The organism is Pseudomonas sp. Leaf127, assembly GCF_001423155.1.
Taxonomy (GTDB): domain Bacteria; phylum Pseudomonadota; class Gammaproteobacteria; order Pseudomonadales; family Pseudomonadaceae; genus Aquipseudomonas; species Aquipseudomonas ovata.
In genome coordinates this window covers 43,530-67,641 of record NZ_LMOA01000004.1, presented here as the reverse complement: position 1 = coordinate 67,641, position 24,112 = coordinate 43,530, and the positions used below count along the sequence as shown (strand labels likewise).

Sequence of the window (24,112 nt, the reverse complement as noted above, 5' to 3'; positions counted from 1 at the left end):
TTTTCCTACAAGGGCTTGCGGTCTGCAGTCAGGGCCTGACGTCGATCCATGGCAGATTGCCCGGGTTTTGCGTTTCGGCCAGTTTGATCAGCCAGGTTTCAAAGAGGTCCTGAATATAGTCCCAGGTCTTGCGGCTTTCGCTGGTCAAGGTGTTCAAGGCCTGACGGCTGGCATTCAGGATCTGGTCCTGGAGCTTTTTCAGATCCTTCAAGGAGCCCGCCTGCTTGATCCCTTCCGGATGCTGCTCTGCCCAGTCGCTCAGCAGCCTGTCCTGCCAGTCGGCGTCATAAGGGTGGGTGAAATAGCTGGCCGCAATCGCCAGCGGGTCTTCGCCGGGCCTGCTGTTCCAGTGGTCGAGCATGGCCTTGGCCACTCTGGCAGAGGCTTGCGAGGCCAGCAGCCCTGCCGGTTCGTGCAAGGGGTGGTCGGCATGGTCCTTGGCCAGTTGCGAGTGCGAGGGGTCGGTGGAACCGTCCTTGTTAGGGTCGCCACCGAGCCAGGTCTGCGCCTCGTCAACGCTGTTGCCCACCAGCGTCAGCAGGCTGCTTTGCAGTTCGTTCCAGGCATTGCTGAGCAGGCGCAAGGGGGAGAGCCTGATCCAGCTCAACAGCTTTATATACGGATAGGCCTCGGTGGCACGCAGTTCGTCACAGAACTCCAGCCACTTTTCATAGCCCTCCAGCAGGGCCGGGTTGTGATGCTCACGTAACAGCACCTGCGTCATCCGCTCATTGGCGGTGCGTTCGCCAGGCTTGCTGAGGCTGAACTGCCAGCTTTCGGAGGGCGCAATCAGCTGGGCGAGAGGCTGGGCCAGGCTGGCGATGATATCGGCACCTGCAAAACGGCCGGTCACCAGGGGTAACTTATGACGACAATCGGCTTCCGAGGTCCATGGCAGCACCGCATGGCCGAGCTTGATCAGGCCCAGTTCGACAAAGTTGGAGTGGGCGAACAAGTCTTCCAGCACATGCAGGGCCGACCCCAGGCTGTGCAGCCCATCGGTTGTCCGGCCATGCTGCATGGCTTCCCGAAGCTGGCCCTGCATGAAGTCGACCGAACGCTGGATGTAGCGTTTCATCGAGGTGTCGGGATCGACCTGCAATAACGCGTCCCCGGTCACCACCCAGGGTTCGAAGTCTGGGCCGCGCTCGGCCAGGTCGAAGGTATCGGCCGCCTCCACGCGCGGGTTGTCGATGTGCTCGCTGGGGCGATAGACGCCAAGCCGGGTGAGGGTGACCAGGAAGCTGCCCTTGTCTTCCAGGCGCGGCTCGGCGAAGTGGCGGCTCGCCAGAATGTCGACGACAACGATCAGGGTGTCGCGGGACAGGACCTGAGGGAAGTTCTTTTTCATGTTTTTTCCACGCACCAGCTTGGGGTCCAGCACCTGCGAGTGGTCGCGCAGCCAGTTGCCGAAGTAGACCTTCTGGCATTCATTCTCGCTGAACCCCAGCTCCAGCAGGATGTTCTCGATCCGCTCATGGCTGAACTTGCCGTCTTCCTCACCGGTGGCCTCGAAAGACTCCCGGTGCGCGGCGGAGGGGGACTGACCGTGATTGCCCAGGGTCGCGCGGCAGGACAGCATGCGATGCAGCGCCTTGCGCGGCTCCACCTCAAGGGTGACCGGCTGACCTGCTGCATTCATGTAGCGGGCAACCGTGATCTGCTGCGGTCCGTCCCAGCCGGTCGCGGCCATGCGTTTCACGTAGCGCGTGCCTTCTTCGCTGATGGCGTCGCGTGACAGCGGCGGCGCGCCGGCAGACAGATCCTCGCGCAACAGGGTGTCGAGGTGATGACCGAATTCATGCAGCAGGATTTCCAGCAACTCCCAGGTGACCTGCGGGTGGGCCTGCACATAATCCAGCGCTGCGCTGTGAATACGAATTGTACGGGTGTGGGTGTCGTATTCGGCCGGGTAGAAGCCATCGTGGACGATATGGCATTGAGGGGCACGAATCTGCCCCTCGCGCAGGGCTGCTTGCAGGTTCAGGTAGGTCTGCGGTGCGATATCCAGGCCGAACACCGTTGCCAGCAGCATGACGAATTCCGGCTCGGGGCAATGCCTGGCCAGGCGGGTCAATTGCTCCAGAGCAAAGGTGCTGTGCATCAGGTGCCCGGTCGGGCGATGGCCCTGGAAGGCATGGCGCGGTCGCCCGCCGGCCAACAGCATGGCAGTGCGATGACGGGGACGGCGGGCAGGGGAATTAAGAGGATTCATCCGTGATTCCTTGTCTGGTTGTAAGTAATGTTTACAAGGCCGAGTGTACGGCTCACCAGCAGGATGAAAATCGGACGCAAGCGATGCGGTCTGTCAGATCATCAGGTTCAGACAAAGGAATCAGGACATCAAGGGGTAGGAATCGCGACCTGGCAGGTCGGGAGGGGCGAGCCGCCACTCGCCGCGCCCGGCCAGACTGTCAGGGAATCTGTACCTCGATCATGCCGTCGGCCGCCACGGTGACCTTGCTGGTGCCGGCCTCGACATCCGGGGCGACGGCTTCGGCGCGATCGGCCTTCATCATCATCGGCGCCGGCGAGCGCAGGTACGGTTGTGGGTAACCTGAGGTGTTGAGGTTCAGGTTGACCACTTTGTAGCCCTGGCCGCCCATGGCATCGGTGACCAGTTGTGCGCGGGACTTGAAGGCGGCCACCGCTTCCTTGAGCAGGTCGTCTTCGCTGGCCCGGCGGGTGGCCGACGAAATGGAGAAGTCCATGCTGTCCATCTTCAGGGTGGTGAGCAGGTCGCCGGTCAGCTGCGACAGGGCGGCGAAATCGGCGCTTTCCAGGCGCAGTTCGGCGCGCTCGCGCCAGGCGATGATCTTCTGGCCCTTGTCGTCGTAGACCGGCGAGCTGTTGCGGCTGCCCTGGCGTACTTCGACGGCCTTGACCTGGCGCGCCTGGCCGACGGCCTTGTTGAGGCTTTCGGTGATCTGCGCCGCCAGCTTGCCCGGATCGCGATCCTGGGCTTCGGTGTAGAGGGTGACCTGCATCAGGTCGCGGGCGACTTCCTTGTTGACCTCGGCGCGCAGCGAAACCTGGTTGAAACGCGGCTCATCGGCGGCAACGGCGGTGCTGGCCAGGACAGTGGCGCTCAGGGCCAGCACAGCGGCGGCAGGACGAAGCTTGGACATGTGAACTCCTTGTTGGCGAACAGCGGTCCAACGAGTGTTGGACAGCAACCTGCATCAGACTTCGCACCCGGGGTGCGGTTCAGGTGCCCAAGACTTTACCGTAAAAATCCTGTGGCGCATTGCCGCAGGATTCCCGGTCGTGGCCCGTGGCTGGTTATACTCGACCCGATCCACCCGCCTTCCGGGCGCCCAGCAGGAGAGCTCATGCTCGTCCCCGTCCAAATGCTTTCGGCCACACGGCAAAACCTGTGGCGCCTGACATTCATCCGCGTGATGGTCCTGGCCGCCCAGGCCGGCTCCGTGGGCATCGCCTGGCTGTTCGATGTCTTGCCGCTGCCGTGGCTGCAACTGTCGGTCACCCTGGCCTGTTCGGCCGTGCTCTGTGCCCTGACCGCCATCCGCCTGCGCACGCCGTGGCTGGTGACCGAGCAGGAATACGCCGTGCAACTGGCCCTGGACCTGATCATCCACAGTGCGCTGCTGTATTTTTCCGGTGGATCGACCAACCCGTTCGTGTCCTATTACCTGGTGCCGCTGACCATTGCTGCGGTGACCTTGCCGTGGCGTTACTCGCTGGTGTTGTCCGGCATCGCCCTGGCGCTGTATACCTGGCTGCTGGCGCAGGCCTATCCGCTGGAGAACTACCCCATCTCGCGGGAAAACATGCAGGTCTACGGCATGTGGCTGAGCTTTGTGCTGGCCGCCGGGGTTATCACATTCTTTGCCGCGCGCATGGCCGAAGAGCTGCGCCGCCAGGAGCAATTGCGCGCTGAACGCCGCGAAGAAGGGCTGCGCGACGAGCAATTGCTGGCCGTCGCCACCCAGGCCGCCGGCGCCGCCCATGAACTGGGTACGCCGCTGGCAACCATGAGCGTGCTGCTCAACGAGATGCGCCAGGACCACCACGATCCGGGCTTGCAGGAGGATCTGGCGGTCCTGCAGGAGCAGGTCGGGCAGTGCAAGCACACCCTGCAGCATCTGGTGCGCGCTGCCGAAGCCAACCGGCGCATGGCCGTCGAGTTCCAGACCGTGTCGCGCTGGCTCGACGAGTCGCTCAACCGGTGGCACCTGATGCGCCCGGAAGTGAGTTATCGTTTCCATCAACTGGGCAAGGGCAGCGTACCGATGCTGGCGCCGCCGCCGGACCTGACCCAGGCGCTGCTCAACCTGCTCAACAACGCCGCCGATGCCAGCCCCGACAACCTGCAGGTGATGCTCGACTGGGACAGCGACGAGATTTGCCTGAGCATTCGTGACCACGGTCCGGGCGTGCCGCTGGCCATTGCCGAGCAGATCGGCAAGCCGTTTTTCACAACCAAAGGCAAAGGCTTCGGCCTGGGTCTGTTTCTGAGCAAGGCCAGTGTCACCCGGGCGGGTGGTTCGGTCAGGCTCTATCGTCACGAAGAGGGGGGCACGCTCACCGAGCTGCGCCTGCCGCGTGACAAGCGAGGAGAACAAGCATGAGTGATGACACTACGGTCGAACCGGTCGAGGGCGAAGAACTGCCGCACCTGCTGCTGGTCGACGATGACGCCACCTTCACCCGGGTCATGGCCCGGGCAATGACCCGTCGCGGCTTTCGCGTCAGTACCGCAGGTTCGGCCGAAGAGGGGCTGGCGCTGGCCCAGCAGGACATTCCCGAATACGCCGCCCTCGACCTGAAGATGGACGGCGACTCGGGCCTGGTGCTGCTGCCCCGGCTGCTGGAGCTGGACCCGGACATGCGCGTGGTGATCCTGACCGGCTATTCGAGCATTGCCACGGCGGTCGAGGCCATCAAGCGCGGCGCCTGCAACTACCTGTGCAAGCCGGCCGATGCCGACGACGTACTGGCGGCCTTGTTGTCCGAGCACGCCAACCTGGACAACCTGGTGCCGGAAAACCCCATGTCGGTGGACCGCCTGCAATGGGAGCACATCCAGCGCGTGCTGACCGAGCATGAAGGCAATATTTCCGCGACCGCGCGTGCCTTGGGCATGCATCGACGTACTTTGCAACGCAAATTGCAGAAACGCCCGGTACGCCGTTGAAACCCGGGCCACCACTGGCAAAGCCGCAGGCTTGAGCGGTGGCGGCCCGGACCAAGAGAGTCAGTTCGCCAGCATCGGGCGATTACGGCATGACCGGCTGGCTTACCCGCATTTTCATGGCGTGTGATCATACAACCGCTGCGCTATGATTGGCCGTCTACAGATCGAGAAGAACCTTGCAGGATATGGAAAATCAGAGCGCTCCACCTCGCGCACGTCGTAAACATCGCAGTCTTGCGCAGGAACTGGTGACCGAGCTGTCCGAGCGTATCCGCTCCGGGCAGCTCAAGCGTGGCGACAAACTGCCCACCGAATCGGCCATCATGGAAGAGCAGGGCGTCAGCCGCACCGTGGTGCGCGAGGCCATTTCCCGCCTGCAGGCTTCGGGCCTGGTCGAAACCCGCCACGGCATCGGCACCTTTGTCCTGGACATGCCAAGCCCCAGTGGCTTTCGCATCGACCCGGCGACCATCGTCACCCTGCGTGACGTGCTGGCCATCCTTGAGCTGCGCATCAGCCTGGAAGTGGAGACCGCGGGACTCGCTGCCCAGCGCCGCACCGAGGAACAACTGGCCGCCATGCGCGCCGCGCTCGATGCCTTGAACGAAAGTGCGGCCCACGCCATCGATGCGGTGTCCATGGACTTCCAGTTCCATCTGCACATCGCCCTGGCCACCGGCAACCGCTACTTCACTGACATCATGACCCACCTGGGTTCGAGCATCATCCCGCGTACCCGGGTGAACTCGGCGCGCCTGGCCCACGATGACCAGCAGCATTACAACCTGCGCCTGAGCCGCGAGCACGAAGAGATCTACGAGGCCATCGCCCGCCAGGACGCCGATGCCGCCCGCGCCGCGATGCGCCTGCACCTGACCAACAGCCGCGAACGCCTGCGTCACGCCCACGAAGAAGCCGCCGCGCAAAACGCCTGACCCTGCGGCGCGCCGCTGTTGCGTAGCGAGCACCCGATCCGTAGGAGCGACCAACGGTCGCGAAAAGACCCGCAGGATTCACCGCGGCCTTCGCGACCGTTGGTCGCTCCTACAGGGGGATTTCCATGCCGATCATGGGGTGTGTCTGATGAGCGCGATTTCGTGCCGATGCCCATTACGCTCCGGGTAGAGTGATCGTATAACTTCTTTCCTTGATCAACCCCTCGCAAACGCCTTGTAATCAAAGGCTTACCCCCTCCAGCCAAGCCCCCGCAGAAAAATTTTGCAAATCCCTGTTGAGACATTTTATTTTCAGTTGTACGATGACTTACGACATCGGCACACGGCTGATGACTTATTCACCACAACAATGTCCCCCAGGGTGTTCGAACAATGAATCCACAAGAACTAAAGTCCATCCTTTCCCACGGTTTGCTGTCTTTCCCTGTCACCGACTTCAATGCCCAAGGCGATTTCCATCGCGAAGGCTATATCAAGCGCCTTGAGTGGCTGGCCCCGTACGGTGCCAGTGCCCTGTTCGCTGCTGGCGGTACCGGTGAGTTCTTCTCCCTGACCTCCGGCGAGTACTCGCAGATCATCAAGACTGCCGTCGATACCTGCGAAAAGACTGTGCCAATTCTGGCCGGTGTCGGTGGCCCGACCCGTCAAGCCATCGAAATGGCCCAGGAAGCCGAGCGTCTGGGTGCCAAAGGCCTGCTGCTGCTGCCTCACTACCTGACCGAAGCCAGCCAGGACGGCGTTGCCGCCCACGTTGAAGCCGTGTGCAAATCGGTCAAGATCGGCGTCGTGGTCTACAACCGCAACGTCTGCCGCCTGACCGCGCCACTGCTGGAAAAACTGGCCGAGCGCAACGAAAACCTGATCGGCTACAAAGACGGCCTGGGTGACATCGAGCTGATGGTTTCGATCCGCCGCCGCCTGGGTGACCGCTTCTCGTACCTGGGTGGTCTGCCAACCGCTGAAGTCTACGCCGCTGCCTACAAGGCCCTGGGCGTACCGGTCTACTCGTCTGCCGTATTCAACTTCGTACCGAAGCTGGCGATGAACTTCTACCACGCCATTGCTCGTGACGATCACGAGACCGTTGGCAAGTACATCGATGATTTCTTCCTGCCTTATCTGGACCTGCGCAACCGCAAGGCCGGTTATGCCGTCAGCATCGTCAAGGCCGGCGCCAAGATCGCAGGCTACGACGCAGGCCCGGTTCGCGCTCCGCTGACCGACCTGACTGCTGAAGAAGTCGACCTGCTCGCCGCGCTGATGGACAAGCAAGGCGCGCAGTAACTCCCACGACAGGCAAAGGCCGCTGAGTACGCTCCGCGGTCTTTGTCGTTGGACCCTCTGCAGGTGGAATCCGTTGTCGCCACCAACGCTTCCAAGGGGCCTGCAGCGCTACACCCAAAAAGCATCACCCGCGTAAAAAAAATAATGAGTGGGAGTTATACCGAATGCAAAAGTCCAAGCCGACGCACGTCCGCTATTTGATCCTGTTGATGCTGTTTCTGGTCACCACGATCAACTACGCCGACCGCGCCACCATCGCCATCGCAGGTTCCAGCCTGCAGAAAGACCTCGGCATCACTGCCGTAACCCTGGGTTATATCTTCTCCGCATTTGGCTGGGCCTACGTCGCCGGTCAGATTCCTGGCGGCTGGCTGCTCGACCGTTTCGGCTCGAAGAAAGTCTATGCCATCAGCATTTTCACCTGGTCGCTGTTCACCCTGCTGCAAGGCTATGTGGGTGAATTCGGCATCTCCACCGCCATCGTTGCGCTGTTCATGCTGCGCTTTCTGGTCGGTCTGGCCGAAGCGCCATCGTTCCCGGGCAACGCGCGCATCGTCGCCGCCTGGTTCCCGACCGCCGAACGCGGCACCGCTTCTGCGATTTTCAACTCGGCGCAATACTTTGCCACCGTGTTGTTCGCACCGTTGATGGGCTGGATCGTCTACACCTACGGCTGGCAGCATGTGTTCATCGTCATGGGCGCCGCCGGTATCGTGTTCTCGGGCATCTGGATGAAAGTCATCTACAGCCCGCGTCAGCACCCGCGCATCAACGAAGCCGAGCTTGAGTACATCGCCAGCAATGGCGGCATGGTCGACATGGACCAGGACAAGGGCAAAGGCAAGGACAAGGCCGCCAACAGCGGTCCGAAGTGGGATTACATTCGTCAGTTGCTGACCAACCGCATGATGCTGGGTATCTACCTGAGCCAGTACTGCATCAACGGCATCACCTACTTCTTCCTGACCTGGTTCCCGGTGTACCTGGTTCAAGAGCGTGGCATGACCATTCTTAAGGCCGGCATCATCGCCTCCTTGCCGGCCATCTGCGGCTTTATCGGCGGGGTACTGGGCGGGGTTATTTCCGACTACCTGCTGCGTAAAGGCCACTCGCTGACCTTCGCCCGCAAGGCACCGATCATCTTCGGTCTGCTGCTGTCGACCTCCATCGTCACCTGCAACTACGTCGACGTAGAGTGGGTCGTGGTCGGCTTCATGGCCTTGGCATTCTTCGGTAAAGGCGTGGGCGCACTGGGTTGGGCTGTCATGTCCGACGTGTCGCCAAAACAGATCGCCGGTCTCAGTGGTGGCCTGTTCAACACCTTCGGTAACATTGCTTCGATCACCACCCCGATCGTGATCGGCTACATCATCAGCAGCACCGGCTCGTTCAAGTGGGCACTGGTGTTCGTCGGTGCCAACGCACTGCTGGCCGTCATCAGCTACATCTTTATCGTCGGAGACATCAAGCGTGTGGAATTGAAAGAGCCGCCTGTACAGGGGCCTGCGCTGAACGACAGCGACCTTTCCCAAGCCAAATCCTGAGGAAACCGTGATGAACCTGATTCAACATGCCGATTCGCCACGGCATATCCGGCTCCACCCGCTGGATAACGTGGTTGTAGTGGTCAATGACCAGGGTGTGCCTGCCGGCACCCGCTTTGAGGATGGCCTGGAGACGATCGATAACGTCCCCCAGAGCCACAAGATCAGCACCGTCGACCTGGCCGAAGGGGATCCGGTGATCCGCTACGGGCAGACCATCGGCTATGCCTTGCAGCCGATCCCGCGCGGCAGTTGGGTCAGGGAAGACCTGTTGCGCATGCCGTCGGCGCCGGAGCTGGACAAGCTGCCGATGTCCGATGCCGTGCCGGAAAAGGAAGCGCCGCTGGAAGGTTATACCTTCGAAGGCTACCGCAACGCCGACGGCACCGTCGGCACGCGCAATATCCTGGGCATCACCACCACGGTGCAGTGCGTGACCGGCGTGCTGGACCATGCTGTCAAGCGCATCCGTGATGAACTGCTGCCCAAATACCCCAACGTCGACGACGTGGTGGCCCTGACCCACACCTACGGTTGTGGCGTGGCCATCACCGCCACCGACGCCTACATTCCGATCCGCACCGTGCGCAACCTGGCGCGCAATCCGAACCTGGGCGGCGAGGCGCTGGTGATCAGCCTGGGCTGCGAAAAACTGCAGGCCGGGCAGGTCATGCACGAGCAGGACCCGTCGGTGGACCTCAGCGAGCCGTGGCTGTACCGCCTGCAGGATGCCAGCACCGGCTTCAACGAAATGATCGAGCAGATCATGGAACTGGCCGAAGTGCGCCTGAAAAAACTCGACCAGCGCCGCCGTGAAACGGTGCCGGCCTCCGAGCTGATCCTGGGCATGCAGTGCGGCGGCAGCGATGCGTTTTCCGGCATCACCGCCAACCCGGCGCTGGGCTATGCCTCGGACCTGTTGCTGCGCGCCGGGGCCACGGTGATGTTTTCCGAGGTCACTGAAGTGCGCGACGCCATCTACCTGCTGACCTCGCGCGCCGAGAATCAGGAGGTGGCCCAGGCACTGGTGCGCGAGATGGACTGGTACGACCGCTACCTGGCCAAAGGCGAGGCCGACCGCAGCGCCAACACCACGCCGGGCAACAAGAAGGGCGGGTTGTCGAACATCGTCGAGAAATCCCTGGGGTCGATCGTCAAGTCCGGCAACAGCGCCATCAACGGCGTGGTCGGCCCCGGCGAGCGGGTCAGCAGCAAGGGCCTGATCTTCTGTGCCACCCCGGCCAGCGACTTTATCTGCGGCACGCTGCAACTGGCGGCCGGCATGAACCTGCACGTGTTCACCACCGGCCGCGGCACGCCTTATGGGCTGGCGATGGCGCCGGTGGTCAAGGTCTCGACCCGCACCGAACTGGCCCAGCGCTGGCCGGACCTGATCGACGTCGACGCCGGCCGCATCGCCACGGGGCGCGCCAGCATCGAAGAACTGGGCTGGGAGCTGTTCCAGTACTACCTGGACGTGGCCAGCGGCAAGAAAAAGACCTGGACCGAACACTACCGCCTGCACAACGACCTGGCACTGTTCAACCCGGCACCGGTGACCTGATCGCATGTAGGACCGATGCCAGTCAGTCAAGCTAAACGTCGTCGAGCGCAGGTCGTTGTTTCTGTGGGAGCGACCCGCGGTCGCGAAAGGGCCGGTGGATTCAAGATCTTCAGTGCCTGACCGCCTGCATTCGCGACCGTTGGTCGCTCCTACGGGGTAAGGTCAGTCAGTTAGCTGAATTTCGTCGAATGCAGGTCGCTGTTTCTGTAATCAGATGGACTCGCCCACGCGGTCGCGAAAGGGCCGGTGGATTCAAGATCTTCAGTGCCTGACCGCCTGCATTCGCGACTGTTGGTCGCTCGGGGTAAGGTCAGTCAGTTAGTTGAATTTCGTCGAGTGCCGAACCTGTGGGACGGCGCTCTGCTCGCGGCAGGACCGTCCGGCAATTGCCCTGCGTTTTATCTGACTTCTCTGAACTTTCCCCCCGATGCAGACCTCTTCTATTCAAGAGCGTCGCATTTGGCGCCGGGGCAATAAACCGAAAGGTCAGGAGGTTTCAGATGCCAATGTCAGAAACAGGGCTGTGGGGAGTCGTACTGCTGGTCGCGCTTATCATCCTGTCGGACCTGTGGGCCGTGATGCGGGTCCGCTCCAGCCACACCAGCGCAAGTAACAAAGCCATGTGGATCATCGGCATCGTGGCCGTACCGGTTCTCGGGGTACTGGCCTGGGTGGTTGCCGGTCCGCGACATCAATCGGGCCCGGCGCGTTATTGATATCCAGCCATGTTCAAGACCAGGTGGCCGAATGATGGGGATAGCCCGTCAAGCGGTCACCGATCACCATCTCACTGACCCAGTTGGTCAACATCGAGCTGTACACGCTCTGGCTGATGTCGCTGCTCAGCGCATGATCAGCGCCGTCTACCAGACGGTACGTCAGTGAATGGGCCTGCTCGAAGGCGCTGCGGTAACTCATCAGGGTCGCGTGCGGCACATAGTCGTCCCGCTCTGACTCGATCAGCAACACGTCCCCCTTGAATTCCTTGCACGCCGCCAGCGCGCGGTTGTCGGCGGCGGTCACCACCGAGCGCCTGTAGTGCGCCAGCCGGTCACGGTCCAGTGCCTGCTTGGGCATTTCCCAGTCGGCATCCCAGTACAGCGCCGGTACCCGCAGGGCCAGCCATTTGACCGGCCGCAGACGACTCAGAATCGTCGCCAGGTAACCGCCATAACTGCTGCCGATCACGGCAATGGCAGCGGGGTCCACGAGCGGATGGCTGACCAGCTTGTCATAGGCCGCCAGCAGGTCTTCCAGGCTGTGTTCGCGTGACACGGTAGTGCGCAGCGCCTCGGTGCGTTCATGGCCGCGCAGATCGAATGTCAGGCACACGCAGCCCAGGCCGGTGATGTTCTTGGCCCGTGCCAGGTCGCGTTGCTGGCTGCCGCCCCAGCCATGCACGAACAGGATCCCCGGCATTCTGGGGCTGGGGGTCAGGACGGTGCCGCAGATCGATTGTTCACCGACGGCAATTTCAATGCTTTCACTGCTCACAGTCATAAGGCTGGACCTGCGTGTATTTACGAAGAAAGCCCAGCTGAGGGTCTTCGCCCTCGTACAACACCTGGGCATGGGAGGGCAGCGGTGTGTCCCGGCCGTAAACCTCATGAGTCGAGACACACAGGCGTGACAGCGCCGGATCGGCGGCAAAGGCCAGCAGGGCGTGGATCTCGGCGGCGCTGGCACCGCCGATGCGCCAGGACTGCTCCAGCACCCCGGAGCAGGCCTGGCCTCGGGCATTGACGCCTTGGGCAATGTCGTAATTGCGCCGTGAGGCAATAAAGCCTGGCAGGCAGGCCTGCGCTGCCCGGTCATAGGCGATGGCCTGCTGCACGGCGCGGCGTACAGGCGCCTGCAGCGGCTGGTCGAGCAGCACGTCAAAGCCGCCGCGCACAATCCACAGGCATGAACCGCCATACACCGTTGCGCCCTGATTGTCGCGGGTCAGGCTCTGGGTGCCGTGGTAACTGGCCACGCCGCCTGCAACTGAAACCTGGCCGACGCTGTAGGTGACTACGTCCTGCAAGTCCTGCTCGATCACCAGGCCCCAGCGCGCCACTTCGGCAAAGTCCTGTTCGGCCAGTGCCGCTGTCAGTTCGCCAGAGTCCTGCGCAACGATCTGGCCGCGCCCGGCGGTGGCGCGCACCGGCTTGATGCGCACCGGGCCGTCAGCCAGCATCTGCTGCCCGGCCTGACGGGCGTCGGCCTCGCTGAACACGCTGAAACCGGCCAGCACGGCATCGCCGGCCTGATCATGAAAGGCCTCAGACCACCCTGGCGGGCGGGCACTGGCTTGATCGGGCAAGGCATGCGAAATGGCTTTGGTGGCCATGAATGGCTCACTCACCAGGCCACCAAACACATCATCCGCACCGCGAATGTTCAGCTGTCTGGCGCGCGGCGGGTCGACCAGCGTGTCGGAAGGCACGAAATACAGCGAGCGACCTTGAGGCTGCGCTGCATCGAAGGTGCCGGTGAACTCGCCGCCCAACAGTCGGGCCAGTTGCCGACCCAGGGCCTGGTGTACGACGACCTCATGCTGGCCGAGGATTTTTTCAGTGGGGAGCAGAACGACTTCGATACGACCCTGGCCTGTTCCTGATCCGCGCATGGACTGACTCCTTGGCGATGCCTTGTCTGCAATAACGAGGGCCGACCCTGCGGCAATCGTTGGCCGGCCTTGTAGCGTATGGAAGGACGATTGCGCTCTGGAGTTCCGGTGCACGGATAAGCGGTCGGCTTGAATGGCGCGTTGCAATGGCTTTGCAACAGAGCAGTGGTTATATCCCCGGCATTGGAATGATTAGGGGAGTACGACCATGGCAACGCTTACCAAATGGACGCTGCAGATCACCGCCTTGCTGTTGCTGGCCTGGTTGGCCAGTGTCGCCGGGCAGTGGAGCAGCCAGGTGGTCAACGGCAACAGCAGTGAACGGCTGGCGCAACTGCAGGCCCCCGGTGTGCTCAACGGACCGGTGATGGTGTCGACGCTCAAGAGCGGCGACGATCCCCAGGTACGTTGAAAACCGATGCACTGAGCCTTCATGACAGGCAAGAAAATGCAGGCAAAAAAAATGGCTCACCGGGGGAGGTGAGCCAAGGGGATTCATCAAAGGAGTGGGGTAACTTTAAGATCGCTGACGTGAAGAGGATGTGAAAGGGATGTGGACGAAACGAGAACGCGCTCGATTTATCCAGCCTGCCAGTCAGAACGCCAGCTTGAAGCCGATCAACCCCAGCATCACGGCCAGGCAAGGGCGCAATAACTCATCGGAAACCCGTCCGGCCATATGGCTGCCCATGTAGATGCCCGGCAGCGAGCCCAGCAACAGAAACCCGAGCAGTTCCCAGTTCATGTTGCCCATGCTCGCGTGGCCGATGCCGGCCACCAGGGTCAGCGGCACGGCATGGGCGATCTCGGTGCCCACCAGGCGGCGGGTCGGCAGCAGCGGGTAGAGAATGAACAGTGCCACCGTGCCCAGGGCGCCGGCGCCGATGGAGGTCAGGGCCACCATGGTGCCCAGCACCAGGCCGGTGATGACCGTCAGCCCATTGAGGCTGGAGTCCTTGAACAGCGAATGACCGTCGGCACGGTCATGGGCAAAGGCCAGCAGGCGCTTCTTGAACAGGATCGCCAGCGCGGTCAGCAACAGCACAAAGCCCAGGGCCTGCTTGATGATGGCATTGAGCGCATCGGGCGAGCTGTCCAGGCTGCTGAGAAACCACAGCGTCAGCAGGACCGCCGGCACGCTGCCAAGGGTCAGCCAGCCGGTGATCTTCCAGTCGATGTTGTCATTCTTCTTGTGCACGTACACGCCGCCGGCCTTGGTGATGGCCGCATACAGCAGGTCCGTGCCCACGGCAGTCGCCGGGTTGATGCCGAACCACAACAGGATCGGGGTCATCAACGAGCCGCCACCGACGCCGGTCATGCCGACGATAAAACCGACCACCAGGCCGGCCACTACAAAACCAAGACCGCCAACTTCCATCATCACGCCCTACACCACAGTTATCTGTTGTCAGGTAAAAAGTGGCGGGCAGCATAACGGCTTATATACCCGATGGTTATGAATATATGGACTAAGGTTATAACCGTTTGTTTTTTTATTGCCTGATGATTGGTTGCTGCACGGCTTTAGAAGGGCTGGATATAGCCTGTCCATTCGTCTGGCCACTGGTCGACTGCACGGATCAACTGTTTCTGTCGCCGCCTCATACAGGGTGCGACCGCACTGAAGCGGCTCGCCATGACAAGAGGATATGGAAATGGCCGAATCAGAAAATACCGGCAAAGAAAACCCCGGAAACTTTGCCAACGATCCTGAACGCGCCTCCGAAGCGGGTAAAAAGGGTGGCCATGTGTCAGGCGGCAATTTTGCCAATGACCCTGAGCGCGCCGCCGAGGCCGGTAGAAAAGGAGGGCAGGCTTCGGGTGGCGGTTCCCAGCAGAATGATTCTGCACAACAGTCCGGCAGCGGCGGGCAGCAAGACGACGACATGCAGCAAACGGACGACAACGCCGGGCAACAAGGCCAGGCCAGCGGCCAGCAGGATGAAGGCAGCGGCCAACAGGGCCAGGGTAGCCGGCAACAGGATCAAAGCGATGATCAACAAGGCCAGCAGGATGAGGACAGTGGCCACCAAGGCAAGCACGGAGGACAACAGGGCAAGGGTGGTGGTCAGCAAGGGCAGGACCAGGAGTAATGGCACGCAGCAGTGAAGCAAGGGGGCAATGCCCCCTTGCTTGTATATAGCCCCCCATCTGCGCACTTTCTCGCGCATTGAGACCTTTCCCGACTTCTTTTGTCAGGGCGCACCACGACCGGTGCGCCCGGCGTTGAGCCATAGACCAACGGCTAATCAAAATTCGTTGTACGACGTCTGGTAACGTGCCAGAATTATTTTGAAACAAATTGTCTCGAAGATTTTTCCGACGTCGAGGCAATCACCCGCCCTCTAAAAATAATTCAGGTGAACCATGAAGATTAAAGGCATCCGCTGGTGGATGGTCAGCCTTGTCACGGCCGGACTCGTCGTCAATTACCTTGCGCGCAATACCCTTTCGGTCGCCGCCCCGACGCTGATGACCGACCTGTCGATCTCCACCGAGCAGTACGCCAAGATCGTTGCGGCCTGGCAGATCTGCTATGCGCTGATGCAGCCGGTCGCCGGCTGGTTCATCGACTTCATCGGCACCAAGCTGGGCTTTGCGGTCTTCGCCATGGCGTGGTCAGTGGCCTGTGCAGGCGCGGCCCTGGCCACCGGCTGGCAGAGCATGGCGTTCATGCGTGGCCTGTTGGGCATGACCGAAGCGGCAGGCTTGCCGGCCGGGGTCAAGGCCACCACCGAATGGTTTCCGGCCAGAGAGCGCTCGGTGGCCATCGGCTGGTTCAATATCGGCTCGTCACTGGGCGCCTTGCTGGCGCCGCCGCTGGTGGTCTGGGCCATCCTGCACAGCGGCTGGCAGCTGGCATTTTTGATCGTTGGAGGGGCGGGCATCGTCTGGACCCTGTTGTGGCTGCTGCTGTACAAGCACCCCAGGGACCAGAAGCTGCTGAGCAACGAAGAGCGTGACTACATCCTCAGCGGCCAGGAAGCGCACTTTCAGGTCACCCGGCGCGAGAAGGGCGCCTGGAAGAAGATCTTCAAGGAACGCAACTTCTACGCCATCGCCTCGGCGCGCATCCTCTCGGAGCCGGCCTGGCAGACCTTCAACGCCTGGATCCCGCTGTACCTGATGACCGAACGGCACATGAACATCAAGGAAGTGGCAATGTTCGCCTGGCTGCCGTTCCTGGCCGCCGACATCGGTTGTGTGCTGGGCGGCTACCTGAGCCCGCTGTTTCACCGTTACTGCAAGGTGTCGTTGTTCACCTCGCGCAAGATGGTGCTGGTGTTCGGTGCCAGTTGCATGATCGGCCCGGCCTGCATCGGCCTGGTGGACAGCCCGTACACGGCCATTGCGTTGTTGTGCATCGGCGGGTTTGCCCACCAGACCCTGTCGGGTGCCTTGTACTCGATCACCTCCGACTCGTTCAGCAAGGACCAGGTGGCGACGGCCACCGGCATGGGCGGGATGTTCGGCTACCTGGGCGCGGCGGTGTTTACCCTGGTCTTTGGTGTGCTGGTCACGCAGATCGGCTACAGCCCGCTGTTCGTGGTGCTGGCAGCGTTCGACATCGTCGCCGCCGTGCTGGTATGGAACCTGGCCCGCGAAGTGCGCAGCGAGCCGGCTGCGCCACCTGTGGAGACGCTTGCACAACCGGCCTGATTGTCAGACGCCCGATCTGTAGGAGCGCGCTTGCCCGCGACCGGCTGCGTTAGCAGTCGTAAATTTTCAGCGTTTCGCAGATTTACAGTCGTAAATTTTCAGCGTTTCGCAGATTTACAGTCGTAAATTTTCAGCGTTTCGCAGATTTACAGTCGTAAATTTTCAGCGTCTACACAATTTTGCGAGCGCTGCGCACTCGGTCGCGGGCAAGCGCGCTCCTACCGGGGATTACGCCTTGCGCCAGGTCAGCAGCACGATCGCGCTGATCACCACCGCCGCCCCCAGCACCTGCCCGGTGCTCAGGCTCTGGTTGAGCAGCGCCCAGCCCAGGATCAGGGTCGCGATCGGCTCGATGTTCATCACCGGCGCGTTCTGCGCCATGTTCAGGCGCGGCACGCAGACGAACAATAAGGTGAACGCCATGCCATACAGCACCACCAGGCTGGCCAGTGCCACCCAGCCGGTGCTGCTGGACGGTGCCGACAACCCCGAAGGCATCACGCCACTGGCCCCGGCGACCATCATGCTCACAAACACCACCAGCAAGGTCAGCAGGCTGCGCACCGGGCCGCGCACCGCGGCCAGTTTGTGATCGGTGATCCACAAGGCACAGGCAAATACACAGGCCGCGCAGAAGGCCAGGCTGACCCCCAGGGTCCAGTGCGGGTTGGACTCGCCACTGCTGGCCAGGCGCGCCGGCACGTCCAGCGCCAGCACCAGGCCGACCAGAATCATGCCCATCAACAACACCGTGCGCCGCGTCGGGCGCGGTCCGCCCAGCGCCCAGCCGAGCAGCACCAGCAGGATCGGGAAGGTGTTGCCCACCAATAACGCCAGCGCCACCGGAATGCGCGCCACTGCCGAATACAGGCACAAACTCTGGGTGGCGATCAGCAGGCCCAGCAGCAATTGCCAGCGCCAGCTGCCCTTGGGCAGGCTCAGTGACTGGCGCTGCCACAGCAGCAGGCCGGCCAGGGCCAGCAAGGTGATCCCGGAGCGGCACAGGATCGCCAGCAAGACGCCGGTGCCGTCATCGAAAGCGAAGCGCGCCGCAATGTGATTGCCGGCAAAACAGCAGGCCAGCAGCGCGAGCAGGGCCACGGCCACGTGGCGTGGCAATGGAACAGGAGAAGATGCGGAAACCGCCATGAGCACAATCCATTTGCAAAAGGCCAGAAAAAGAAAAGGCGGGCCAGGATGGCCCGCCTTTCATTCATGCAGTATCAGAGAACGACGCTAGGCAACCACAGCGACAGGGCCGGAATGTAGGTCACGGCCATCAGTACCAGAAACAGCGCGGCATAGAACGGCAGCAACGCCTTGACCGTCGATTCGATACTGACCTTGCCGATCGCCGAGCCGACGAACAGCACCGCGCCCACCGGCGGTGTGATCAACCCGATGCCCAGGTTGACCAGCATGATCATGCCGAAGTGCACCGGGTCCACGCCAATGCCCTGGATGACCGGCAGCAGGATCGGGGTCAGGATCAGGATCAGCGGGGCCATGTCCATCACCGTGCCCAACAACAGCAGCATGACGTTGATGCACATCAGGATCACGTAGCGGTTGTCCGACAGGGTCAGGAACGTCGTGGTGATCTTGGCCGGGATCTGCATCAGGGTCATGACGTAGCCGAAGCTGGCGGCAAAGCCGATCAGGATCATCACGATGGAGATGGTCCGTACCGTGCGGTGCATCAGCTTGGGCAGGTCGCGCCACTTGTAGTCGCGGTAGATGAACATGGTCACGAAGAACGACCAGACCACCGCGATGGCCGCCGATTCGGTCGCGGTAAACACGCCCGACAGGATGCCGCCCAGAATGATGACCATGGCCATCAGGCCCCAGAGCGCGTCGGCTGCAATCTTCAGCGCCTGGCGCAGCGGAATCACTTCACCCTTGGGGTAATTGCGCTTCTTGGCGAAAATCAGGCACAAGCCCATCAGGATCGCGCTCATCAACAGCCCCGGCACGACACCGGCCATGAACAGCGAGGCGATCGACACCGTGCCGCCGGCGGCCAGCGAGTAGAGCACCGAGTTGTGGCTCGGTGGCGTCAGCAGGGCCTGCACCGAGCCGCTGACGGTCACTGCCGTGGAGAAGTCGCGCGGATAGCCCTTGCGCTCCATTTCCGGAATCAGCACCGAACCGACCGAAGCGGTGTCGGCCACCGAGGAGCCGGAGATGGCGCCGAAGAAAGTCGAGGCCACGATATTGACCAGTGACAGGCCGCCGCGGACAAAGCCCACCAGCACCCCGGCAAAGGCCACCAGGCGCCGTGACATGCCGCCCTCGGCCATGATTGCGCCAGCCAGGACGAAGAACGGGATGGCCAGCAGCGAGAACTTGTTCACCCCGCCGGCCACCTGGATCAGCATGGCTTGCAGGGGAATGTCGATCCACCAGGCGCCGATCAAGGCCGACAGGCCCAGCGCATAGGCGACCGGCATGCCGATGAGGATGAGCAGGATGAAACTGCCCAGGAGAATCAAGGCATCCATTCAGGCGGCTCCTTCGTTTTCTTCGATGTGGTCGAAGCGCACGACCTTGCGGTGGCTCTGATCGCCCAGGATGAGTTTTTCCAGCACAAAGACCAGGGTCAACAGCCCGCCGATGGGGATCGGTGCGTAGGTCATGCCGATCCGCACACTCGGCAGCGAGGCCATGAACTGGTTCCAGGTGGTCATGCACAGGCGCGCGCCGTACCAGGTCATGTACACGCACACCGCGATCATCAGAAATTGCACCACCACAGCCAACAGCTTGCGCAGTGGCTCGGGCATGCGGTCGGTGGCCATCGACACGGCCATGTGCGCACCGGCCCGGTAGCTGGCGGCCGCACCGATGAAGCAGAACACCATCATCAGCAGGATCGCCACCGGCTCCGGCCAGCTGGAGCCGGTGCCCAGCACGTAGCGGGCAAAGATGCCCCAGGGAATGATCAGCGTCATGGTCAGGATCGACAGGCCCGCAATCCAGATGCAACTGCTGTACAGCGTGTCGTTCAGGCGCAGGAAGAACGTTTTCATAGGCACATCCAAGGCTGCAGGGCGGTGGTGGCCGCGCCTGCAGGGGTCATCTGGGTGGGGAACGGTATTACTGGACGGCAGCGATGCGTTTCATCAGGTCGGCATACGGCGCGCCGTATTTTTCGCGAACCGGTGCAGTGGCGTCGAAGAAAGGTTTCTTGTCGACGGTGATGAACTCGACACCGGCGGCCTTGAGTTTTTCTTCGCTGGCGGCCGACTTGGCGTCCCACAGGGCGCGTTCTTCCATCTGCGCTTCGCGGGCGACCTTCTTGAGCAGCGCTTGCTGGTCAGGCGTCATCTTGTTCCAGGTGGTCTTTGAGATCACCACCGGCTCCGGCAGGATCAGGTGACCGGTCAAGGTGTAGTACTTGGCGCTCTGGAAGTGGTTGTGTTCCAGCAGGGTCGGCGGGTTGTTTTCCGCACCGTCGATCACGCCGGTCTGCAAGGCACTGAAGATCTCGCCGGTGTCCATCGCAATGCCGTTGCCGCCCATGGCGTTCATCATGTCGATGAACAGCGGGTTGCCCTGCACGCGGATTTTCATGCCCTTGAGGTCTTCGATCTTGCGCACCGGTTTCTTGGTATAGATGTTGCGAGTGCCGCCATCCATCCACGCCAGGGCCACCATGTTGAATTCGGAATTGGTGATCTTGTCGAGGATCTCCTGGCCGATCTCGCCGTCGATGATCTTGCGCATGTGGGCATGGTCGCGGAACACGAACGGCATGTTGAACACGTTTACGTCCGGCACGACAGGGCCGACGATGCCCAGGCTGACGCGGGCCATCTGCACGGCACCGATCTGCACCTGCTCGACCACTTCTTTCTCGGAACCGAGTACGCCGCCGGCGAACATCTGGAACGTGATTTCGCCGTTGCTGGCCTCTTTCAGTTTCTTGCCCATGTTCTCTTCGGCCACCACGGTCGGGTAGCCGGCCGGGTGGATTTCGGCGAATTTGATTTTCACCTCAGCGGCGGTCGCGGAGAGGCTGATCGCCAACGGAAGAACAGCAAGAAGCAGCTTGCGTTTGAAGGTCATGGTGAAACTCCGGTGTTGTTATTATCTGGTTTCGTTCGAATGTGAGTGCGGCAGTCAGGCATCAGCGTCGACAGGCAGGCTCCTCCAGGCCCTTGACGCCAGGGTTCAAGGCAAAGACCCCGCCCGCCAGGGGCTGGTCGCTGAGGTCGATGCCGCCGGGGCGTATCGAGGTGACAAACAGCGTGTCCAGGTTCGCGCCGCCAAAGGCGCACATGGCCGGTTTCTTGACCGGTACGCTGAGCGAGCGGTCCAGACGGCCGTCCGGGGTAAAGCGATGAATCTGACCGGCGTCGTTGCCACAGATCCAGTAGCAGCCGTCCTGGTCGATGGCCGCGCCGTCCGGGCGACCGGGCAGGGCGCGCATGTCGACGAACAACTGCTGGTTGTGCGGCGTGCCGCTGTCGATGTCGTAGTCGAAGGTCCAGATGGCCTGTACGTCCGGGTGCGAGTCGGACAAGTACATGCGCGTGCCGTCGGGGCTGAACGCCAGGCCGTTGGGCACGATCATCTTTTCCAGTTGCAGATGCAGACCTTCGCCGTCGTGGCGATACAGCGCGCCGACGCGGGCACCGGCCTGCATATCCATCAGCATGGTGCCGGCCCAGAACCGGCCTTGCCGGTCGCAGCGGCCATCATTGAAACGCATGCCGGGCCGGGCATGTTCGACCGCATGCAGCAACCGGCTGTCCAGCCCGCCCTGGTCATTGGTCTGCAGTTCGAACACGCCGCTCTGGCGGCCGGCAATCCAGCCCTGGCCGCGACGAGCGATACAGGCCAGCGGCTCATCACCCTGCCACACCTGGTGCTTGCCATCGGCCGCCCCCCAGCGATGCAACTGGCCGGCAGGGATATCCACCCAGTACAGGGCGTTTTCAGTGGCGTCCCACACCGGGCTTTCGCCGGTCAGGTTGCGCGCATCAACGAGCAGTTCACTGTGCATGTCAGGGCTTCCTTGCGCGTTGAAGGTCAGTCGAAGGGGCCGGCGGCCACGAAGGCACCGCCCTGGTAGACCATGGCCGGATCGTCGGCCGCCGGCATGGGCTGGGCTTCCACGGCCGGACGGAACACTTCGGAGGAGTCCTTGGGCTGATAGCCCAGGTGCGCGGCATGGCGGTTGTCCCACCAGACGTCGCGGTTGGCCGAGGCGCCGTAGACCACGGTGTGGCCGACATCGGGCGTGAACAGCCCGCGTTCGATCAACTGGGTCAGGTCGTCGTAGCTCAACCAGGTGCTGAGCATGCGGCGGTTCTGCGGCTCTGGAAACGACGAGCCGATGCGGATACTGACGGTCTCGATGCCGTAGCGGTCGAAGTAGAAGCTGGCCATGTCTTCGCCGTAGCACTTGGACAGGCCGTAATAGCTGTCAGGGCGGCGCGCCGACCGGGCGTCGATCTGCTCGTCCTGCTTGTAGAAGCCGATGACATGGTTGGAGCTGGCGAAGATCACGCGCTTGACGCCGTGCTTGCGCGCCGCTTCGTAGATATGGAAGACGCCGCTGATATTGGGGCCGAGGATGTCTTCGAAAGAGTGCTCGGTCGAGACGCCGCCAAAATGCACGATGGCGTCCACGCCGGCTACCAGGTCATGCACGGCAGCCTTGTCGGCGAGGTCGCACTGCACGACTTCTTCGTGCGGACCGGTCGCCGGTGCCATCGGGCTGATATCGGAAAGACGCAGGATCGCGGCGCTGCTTTTGAGGCGTTCGCGAAGAACCTTGCCCAGTCCGCCTGCTGCACCGGTGAGCAGCAGGCGATTGAAAGGTGTTGTGGTCATGGCCAGCTCTGCTAGTTGTTTAAATTGTTGTGCGTTATATGTTGTCGTATGACTGCGACGATTATCAGCAGTCATTTTGCTGCTTGTCAATTTGTCCCGACACGGCCTGCCCGATACAGCGCAGACCTGTAGGGGGCGGCTTGCCGGCGACTGCTGCGGCAAGGGCCTGCAAACGTGCCGGGTTACCCGCAGGGTGGCGGGCAACCTGAGCGCCGACTGCCTTTGATTCCTACAGAATCGACAGAGGGTAGTTGATGATCAGGCGGTTTTCGTCGAATTCGTTGGTGCTGAAATCGCGACGAATGCTGGAATTACGCCATTTCACGTTCAGGTTCTTGAAGGTGCCGCTCTGGATGACGTAGGCCAGTTCCGACTCGCGGATCCACTCCTTGCCATCGGTGATCGCGCCGGTGTGCACGTCCTGGCCGCTGATATAGCGGTTCATCAGGGTCAGGCCAGGCACGCCCAGGCCGGCGAAGTTGAGGTCGTGACGCACTTGCCAGGAGCGCTCGTTGGCGTTGTCGAAGCTGGCGTTGTAGCTGTCGTTGGCCAGGGTGCCGCCGCTGGTGCCGTTGACGCGCATCCAGGTGTCGCCGCTGACTTTCTGCAGGCCGACATAGAAGGTGTTGACGCCGTACTTGGCCGAGAACATGCCCGAGTAGGTCTTGTTGTCCAGGCGGCCGGCGCGGCGCGAGCCATCGTCCTCGCCCTGGAAATAGCCCAGGTTGGCACCCAGGGTCCAGTCGCCGATCGGCTGGCTGTGGGTCAGTTGCACATATTGTTGCTCGTAGACGTCCTTGAGCACCGCGTTCCAGACGCCTACCAGGGTGCGGTTCTGGTTGAAGGTGTATTCACCCCCGACGAAGTTGAAGCGGTCCGACAGGCCGCCGCCGTAGCTCATGTCTTCCATGCTGGCGTCGTTGCGCGGGCTGTTGGCGCGGAACTGGCCGCCGTAGAGGGTCAGGCCTTCGATTTCCTTCGAGGTGATCTGGCCGCCACGCAGGGTCTGCGGCAATGAGCGACCGTCGTCGGCGCGCAGGATCGGCAACACCGGCATCCACTCGCCGATTTTCAGTTCGGTCTTGGAAAACCGGGCTTTGGCTGCCACGCCCAGGCGCCCGTAGTCATCGGCCGGGCGGCCGTCGCTGTGCCGTGGCAACAGGGCGGTGCCGTAGGTGCCGCCACCGCCGTCGAGCTTGAGCGACCACATGCCCAGCACGTCCACGCCGAAACCGACCGGGCCTTCGGTAAAGCCCGAGCGGGCATCCAGAATGAAGCTCTGGGTCCATTCTTCTGCCTTGCTCTGGGCGTTGGCCGGGTCGACAAAATTACGGTTGATGTAGAAGTTGCGCAGGCCGAGCGTGGCCTTGCCGTCCTCGATGAAACCGGCAGCAGAACTGGCGCCGGGCAGGCTGGCGAGCAGGCTGGCACTGAGAAGGGCAAAGGGAAGGGGCTGGCGTATTTTCATTATTGTTGTGCTTCCGTTCA

At 62.1% G+C, this 24,112-nt stretch carries 21 protein-coding genes and 1 pseudogene; 10 read left to right on the top strand and 12 right to left on the bottom strand.

Translation table 11 applies throughout. The annotated features are described in order from the left end of the window. Positions 1-28 precede the first annotated feature (28 nt). Entirely contained in the window at positions 29-2,215 is a 2,187-nt protein-coding gene (locus tag ASF84_RS05185; RefSeq protein ID WP_082481359.1) for an HET-C-related protein, read from the bottom strand. Between the two features lie 199 nt (positions 2,216-2,414). Then, positions 2,415-3,128, bottom strand: coding sequence for an SIMPL domain-containing protein (locus ASF84_RS05180; protein ID WP_056835958.1), 714 nt, complete (start codon positions 3,126-3,128; stop codon positions 2,415-2,417). A 204-nt stretch (positions 3,129-3,332) separates the two neighbouring features. Between ASF84_RS05180 and ASF84_RS05175 the strand changes: the two genes are divergently transcribed. The 7 genes from ASF84_RS05175 (at position 3,333) to ASF84_RS05145 (ending at position 11,222) form a co-directional block, all read left to right on the top strand. Continuing rightward, positions 3,333-4,592 (top strand): ATP-binding protein, encoded by a 1,260-nt coding sequence (locus tag ASF84_RS05175; RefSeq protein ID WP_056835956.1) that lies wholly within the window; start codon positions 3,333-3,335, stop codon positions 4,590-4,592. Further along, a complete protein-coding gene (locus tag ASF84_RS05170; protein ID WP_056835954.1) occupies positions 4,589-5,158 on the top strand; it encodes a response regulator transcription factor in 570 nt (189 codons plus the stop codon). The genes ASF84_RS05175 and ASF84_RS05170 overlap by 4 nt, the downstream gene beginning before the upstream one ends. 185 nt (positions 5,159-5,343) lie before the next feature. Continuing rightward, positions 5,344-6,093 (top strand): FadR/GntR family transcriptional regulator, encoded by a 750-nt coding sequence (locus ASF84_RS05165; RefSeq protein WP_056835952.1) that lies wholly within the window; start codon positions 5,344-5,346, stop codon positions 6,091-6,093. Positions 6,094-6,486: 393 nt separating this feature from the next. After that, positions 6,487-7,398, top strand: coding sequence for a 5-dehydro-4-deoxyglucarate dehydratase (gene kdgD / locus ASF84_RS05160; RefSeq protein ID WP_056835949.1), 912 nt, complete (start codon positions 6,487-6,489; stop codon positions 7,396-7,398). A 68-nt stretch (positions 7,399-7,466) separates the two neighbouring features. Further along, entirely contained in the window at positions 7,467-8,942 is a 1,476-nt protein-coding gene (locus ASF84_RS05155) for an MFS transporter (protein ID WP_442963023.1), read from the top strand. Positions 8,943-8,952: 10 nt separating this feature from the next. Continuing rightward, positions 8,953-10,506 (top strand): galactarate dehydratase, encoded by a 1,554-nt coding sequence (gene garD, locus ASF84_RS05150; protein WP_056835945.1) that lies wholly within the window; start codon positions 8,953-8,955, stop codon positions 10,504-10,506. A 500-nt stretch (positions 10,507-11,006) separates the two neighbouring features. Then, positions 11,007-11,222: a PLD nuclease N-terminal domain-containing protein gene (locus ASF84_RS05145; protein ID WP_056835943.1), complete on the top strand. Its 216-nt coding sequence runs from the start codon at positions 11,007-11,009 to the stop codon at positions 11,220-11,222. Between the two features lie 13 nt (positions 11,223-11,235). On the opposite strand, the gene ASF84_RS05140 is transcribed toward ASF84_RS05145, so the two are convergent. Further along, positions 11,236-12,006: an alpha/beta hydrolase family protein gene (locus tag ASF84_RS05140; protein ID WP_056835941.1), complete on the bottom strand. Its 771-nt coding sequence runs from the start codon at positions 12,004-12,006 to the stop codon at positions 11,236-11,238. Continuing rightward, positions 11,990-13,117: a DUF3182 family protein gene (locus ASF84_RS05135; protein ID WP_056835939.1), complete on the bottom strand. Its 1,128-nt coding sequence runs from the start codon at positions 13,115-13,117 to the stop codon at positions 11,990-11,992. Before ASF84_RS05135 ends, ASF84_RS05140 begins: the two co-directional genes overlap by 17 nt. Positions 13,118-13,325: 208 nt before the next feature. Here ASF84_RS05135 and ASF84_RS05130 point away from each other — a divergent pair, with 208 nt between their 5' ends. Then, positions 13,326-13,529: a hypothetical protein gene (locus ASF84_RS05130; protein WP_056835937.1), complete on the top strand. Its 204-nt coding sequence runs from the start codon at positions 13,326-13,328 to the stop codon at positions 13,527-13,529. 183 nt (positions 13,530-13,712) lie between these two features. Here ASF84_RS05130 and ASF84_RS05125 read toward each other — a convergent pair whose 3' ends face one another. Continuing rightward, positions 13,713-14,498 carry a sulfite exporter TauE/SafE family protein gene (locus tag ASF84_RS05125; protein ID WP_056836075.1) on the bottom strand — a complete coding sequence of 262 codons (786 nt, stop codon included), beginning with the start codon at positions 14,496-14,498 and terminating at the stop codon, positions 13,713-13,715. Between the two features lie 277 nt (positions 14,499-14,775). Here ASF84_RS05125 and ASF84_RS30120 point away from each other — a divergent pair. Together ASF84_RS30120 and ASF84_RS05115 are read left to right on the top strand one after the other, a co-directional pair. After that, a pseudogene (locus ASF84_RS30120) lies at positions 14,776-14,952 on the top strand (general stress protein); the annotation flags it as partial. Between the two features lie 535 nt (positions 14,953-15,487). Further along, positions 15,488-16,780 carry an MFS transporter gene (locus ASF84_RS05115; protein WP_056835933.1) on the top strand — a complete coding sequence of 431 codons (1,293 nt, stop codon included), beginning with the start codon at positions 15,488-15,490 and terminating at the stop codon, positions 16,778-16,780. A gap of 228 nt (positions 16,781-17,008) precedes the next feature. Here the strand turns inward: ASF84_RS05115 and ASF84_RS05110 are convergent, their stop codons facing one another. From ASF84_RS05110 to ASF84_RS05080, 7 genes are all read right to left on the bottom strand, one after another. Then, the gene (locus ASF84_RS05110; protein ID WP_056835931.1) at positions 17,009-17,929 is read right to left on the bottom strand and encodes an EamA family transporter; all 921 of its coding nucleotides are present in this window, start codon (positions 17,927-17,929) and stop codon (positions 17,009-17,011) included. Positions 17,930-18,003: 74 nt separating this feature from the next. After that, positions 18,004-19,284: a TRAP transporter large permease gene (locus ASF84_RS05105; protein ID WP_056835929.1), complete on the bottom strand. Its 1,281-nt coding sequence runs from the start codon at positions 19,282-19,284 to the stop codon at positions 18,004-18,006. Continuing rightward, positions 19,285-19,812, bottom strand: coding sequence for a TRAP transporter small permease (locus tag ASF84_RS05100; RefSeq protein ID WP_056835927.1), 528 nt, complete (start codon positions 19,810-19,812; stop codon positions 19,285-19,287). A 67-nt stretch (positions 19,813-19,879) separates the two neighbouring features. Then, positions 19,880-20,851 (bottom strand): TRAP transporter substrate-binding protein, encoded by a 972-nt coding sequence (locus ASF84_RS05095; protein ID WP_056835925.1) that lies wholly within the window; start codon positions 20,849-20,851, stop codon positions 19,880-19,882. Positions 20,852-20,912: 61 nt separating this feature from the next. After that, positions 20,913-21,791: a glucurono-1,5-lactonase gene (locus ASF84_RS05090; protein WP_056835923.1), complete on the bottom strand. Its 879-nt coding sequence runs from the start codon at positions 21,789-21,791 to the stop codon at positions 20,913-20,915. Between the two features lie 26 nt (positions 21,792-21,817). Then, entirely contained in the window at positions 21,818-22,624 is an 807-nt protein-coding gene (locus ASF84_RS05085; protein WP_056835921.1) for an NAD-dependent epimerase/dehydratase family protein, read from the bottom strand. A 229-nt stretch (positions 22,625-22,853) separates the two neighbouring features. After that, positions 22,854-24,092: an OprD family porin gene (locus ASF84_RS05080; RefSeq protein WP_056835920.1), complete on the bottom strand. Its 1,239-nt coding sequence runs from the start codon at positions 24,090-24,092 to the stop codon at positions 22,854-22,856. Between the last annotated feature and the right edge of the window lie 20 nt (positions 24,093-24,112).